Genomic DNA, 3,618 nt, shown 5'->3' with positions numbered 1-3,618 from the left:
GGAAGCTGGGCGTGTGGTCGGTGACGGGCCTGACACCGCCACGCCGACGGGGGCGCGGCTGGACACCGCGAGCCCACGGCAGCCCTCCGCGCGGCTGGCGCCCGGCCTGTGCGTGCGAAGTGGCCGGCTGTTCGTCCACGGCGGCGACCTGGGCGGCGCGCCCACCGGAGACCTCTGGTCGCTGCCGGTCGCGGGTGGACCGTGGCGCCCCCATGCGGTGCGCAACCGCCAGGAGCGCAAGGCCGCGACGCTGCTGAGCACTCCACAGGGCCTGGTGCTCCTGGGCGGCGAAGCCGTGACGGGCGAGCTGGCCGTGCCGGTGATGTCCTGCGACCCGGCCTCCGCGAGCCCGGCCTGGCCGGGCCCTGGCCCCGCTGCCCATCACCGCGAACCTGCCCGGCGTGCTCGTGGCGACGCCGACCGCCGAGGGGCTGGAGGCGCTCGTCTGGGCGGACACGACGCGTCCCCGCAGGATGACGCTGAAGGCGGGAGAGGACGCCTGGGTCGCGGGACCGCTGGAGCCCGCGGGCACGAACCCTCCGGTTCCAGGAGAGGCGCTGTACGTCGACGGCCGCGTGCTCCTCGTGGATCCGGCGCCGCTGCCCGCGTCGGAGGTCGTCTTCTCACTGGGCGGGCGCGGGCACCTGGCCTTCCTGCCGGAGCTGGCCCTGTTGCCGGAGGAGCTCCTGCGCTTCAACGTCGCCAACGACGGCGCCGTGTTCATCGAGCCCCGCGAGGGTCAGCCGCTCCCGCTCGACTCCCGGCCCGGTGGCGCGTACCACTCCCGGGACGCCTCCGTGGTCGGCGGCGCGCGGCGCTACTCGATTCCCGGACGGCTGAAGCGCCAGCCGTTCAAGCTGCGCCAGCGAAGCCTGGGCCCGTGGACGACGCTCGCGCCCAGCAACGCCTCCGGCATCGTCGCGGTGGATCCTCGCCTGGGCCGCGTCGTGCTCCAGGACGACGCGCCCGTGGGCCGCGTCACCGTCTCCGTGAGGGTGGGGCGGGGCGCCTCGCTGGGCGCGGGGCTGCTCCCGCCGGACCGCCGTCCACCCGCCGCCTGGGCGGAGCCGGACCTGCCGTTCATCAGTCCTCCGGACCGTCCTGGAGACCGCTCCGGCGCCGGCCTTCCCGTCACCGCGTGGATCTCCCCGGAACGCGCGGGCGGAGTGCTGGCGGCCGGAGGCCAGGAGCGGCCCATCGTCGCGACGGTCGCGCAAGGGCTCGGCTCCGGAGCGCCTCCGGTGCTGGGCCTCATCGGTTCGCCGCGCCTGCCGCCGGAGCGCCTGTCACACGGGCTGGACAACGGGCTGTCCCTCTTCGCCGCAGACACGGGCGCGGCCCCTGCATCGGCGCGGACGAGCAGGGCTTGTCGCTGGCGCTCTACCCGGGCTTCGGCGGCAGCGCGGCCACGGGCGTGTGGCTCGCGGGCCTGTGGCTCGCGGGGCGGCTAGAGCTGGTGCTCGCGCGAGGCCAGGCGGACCTGCGCTGGTGCAACCTGGCGCGCCCGGGCAGGTGGGCCTGTGGATGCCGGGCGGCGGCCACCAGGACATCAGCGCGCGGCGCTCGCTGCCTCCCGCCGACGTGGAGCTGCGCCTCTACGGCTGCATGGTGGGCGTCCATCGAGCTGCCGCCCTGGGTGCACCTCGTCGCCGCGGGCTGCACCTTCGACGCCGGAGACCGGGACGCGGTCGCCATCCGCGCGGCGGGCGCTCGAGTGCGGCTGCGGCACTGCACGGTGCTGGGCGCCACGGAGGCGGGCGTGCTGGAGGCGTCCTCCTGCGCCTTCGCGGGCGAGGTGCGCACGGACCGGCCGGACCTGGGCTGGCTGCGCTACAGCCTCCACGCGCGCGGCGGACAGCCCCCGGTGTCGCACCAGTCGCGGGTGCACACGGTGTCGTTCCAGTCCAACCGCCAGACGGACCCGGGCTACCTCGTGCTCGGCGACAACAACGGCCCTGACGCGCTCCACGCCTCCGAGCGCGGCGGCGTCCCCGGCGCCCACGGCGAGCGCTCCGACCACGAGCGCGAGCTGTCCGCGCGCACCGACGACAGCATGCCCATTGGCGTGACGCCCTTCCACGCCGACCGCAGCCAGGACGACCTCATTCGGATGAGCCGACCATGACCGTGAAAGCGTACACCTCCAGGTCCCGCTTCGACGAAGCCCGGCGATTCTCCGGCGTCTACCAGCAGATGGGGCGCATGAGCCTCGACGCTGACTGGAACGAGGAGGTGCGGCTGCGCACCGTGGACGCGCGCCGCCGCTCCGCCGACGTCGCCGAGGGCTCACCCGACGACGGCTTCCGCATCGTCGACACGTACCTCGTGGACCCCATCCGCAACGTGCTCGGCTGGACGGGGCAGGGGCTGGCCGCCGGCGACGAGCGCACCATCCCGCGCGAGCTGCGCCTGGACCGCTACGACGCGGAGACGCTGCCCTTCGTGGTGCGCAGCCGGGGCCACATCGCGCTGCGCCGCACGCTGCCCGCGCCCCTGGACCTCACGGCCGTGCCGCGCTCCGACGGCACGGACTTCACCGCCTCCGCGCTCGTCATCGGCCTGCGCTTCGAGCGGCCGCCCACCGACGATGAGATCATCGACCTGCGCGTGGTGGTCGCGGACACGGACGGCCACGAGACCATCATCTCCGCCGGCCTGGGCCAGCGCCCCTCCGGCTGGAACGACGTGCGCTTCCCCGTCTCCGCGTTCGCGGACGTGGACCCGGCGAAGCTGAGCACCTGGGGCGTGCTGGGGCTGCCGCCCGTGGCCCGCACGTGGGTGAGCGCGCTGCGCGTGGAGGACGCGGCGCTGGGGGCCGACATCATTATAAGAGGCGGAGACGGGACGCTGCCGGGCGCGGGCCGCATGCTGCTCGACGGCGTGCGCATCTTCCTGGAGCAGGACCTGCGCTACTCCGCGCAGCCGGACCTGCCGGAAGCCACCCCGCTGGCCGCGCTGCCCACGGACGGCACGCGGCACCACTTCTTCTTCCTCGACTGCTGGGAGCAGACCACCACCCACCTGGACGACGCGTTCCTGGCGGAGCCCGCGCTGGACGGCCAGGACACCACCGTGCGCCTGCGGCTCGTCACCCAGGTGCGCGCGCTCCAGGACCTGGCCGCCACCGACGCGGAAGCCCTGCCCACGCCCACCAGCGGAGCGCGGCTCACCACCAACATCCCGAAGGGCGCGCTGCCGGACCGCTTCCCTCCGGAGCCGCTGGACCCGTGCCGCGACCGCTGCCTCGCCACGGAGAACGCCTCCACGGGCGAGGGCTACGTGGGCTCCGACAACCTCCACTTCCGCGTGGAGTTCTTCCGGGGCGGCGCGCAGCCGGTGGTGCTGTGGTCGCGCGACAACGGCTCCACGGTGCTGCCGCTCACCGCGCCCGCGGCGGCGGATGCGATGACGCTCCAGGTCTCCCCCGAGAGCGCCGCGAAGCTGCGCGCGGGCGACCTCGTCGTCATCGAGGACCGCGTCACGCGGCTCCAGCCGGAGGGCCCGTCGCTGCCGGTGCTGCGGCGGCTGCGCGGCGTCCAGGCGGACACGGGCAAGCTGGAGCTGGCGGACGCGAGCGCCGTGCTCACCACGGACCCGTGCCACTCGTGGTGGGCGGCA

At 75.0% G+C, this 3,618-nt stretch carries 3 protein-coding genes; all 3 read left to right on the top strand.

Annotated features, from left to right (window positions below):
* Positions 1-407: 407 nt before the first annotated feature.
* Positions 408-1,451 (top strand): hypothetical protein, encoded by a 1,044-nt coding sequence (locus ACLEQD_RS39190; protein WP_410390999.1) that lies wholly within the window; start codon positions 408-410, stop codon positions 1,449-1,451.
* Positions 1,367-2,125, top strand: a complete 759-nt coding sequence (locus ACLEQD_RS39185; protein WP_410390997.1) for a hypothetical protein — start codon at positions 1,367-1,369, stop codon at positions 2,123-2,125. Before ACLEQD_RS39190 ends, ACLEQD_RS39185 begins: the two co-directional genes overlap by 85 nt.
* Positions 2,122-3,618, top strand: a 1,497-nt coding sequence (locus tag ACLEQD_RS39180; RefSeq protein WP_410390995.1) for a hypothetical protein, incomplete at its 3' end; no start/stop codon positions are given. The genes ACLEQD_RS39185 and ACLEQD_RS39180, both read left to right, overlap by 4 nt.

Source organism: Corallococcus sp. 4LFB, from assembly GCF_046520365.1.
In the GTDB taxonomy this organism is placed as follows: domain Bacteria; phylum Myxococcota; class Myxococcia; order Myxococcales; family Myxococcaceae; genus Corallococcus; species Corallococcus caeni.
The sequence above is the reverse complement of the archived record's forward strand: the minus strand, read 5'-3'. Positions and strand labels throughout refer to the sequence as shown.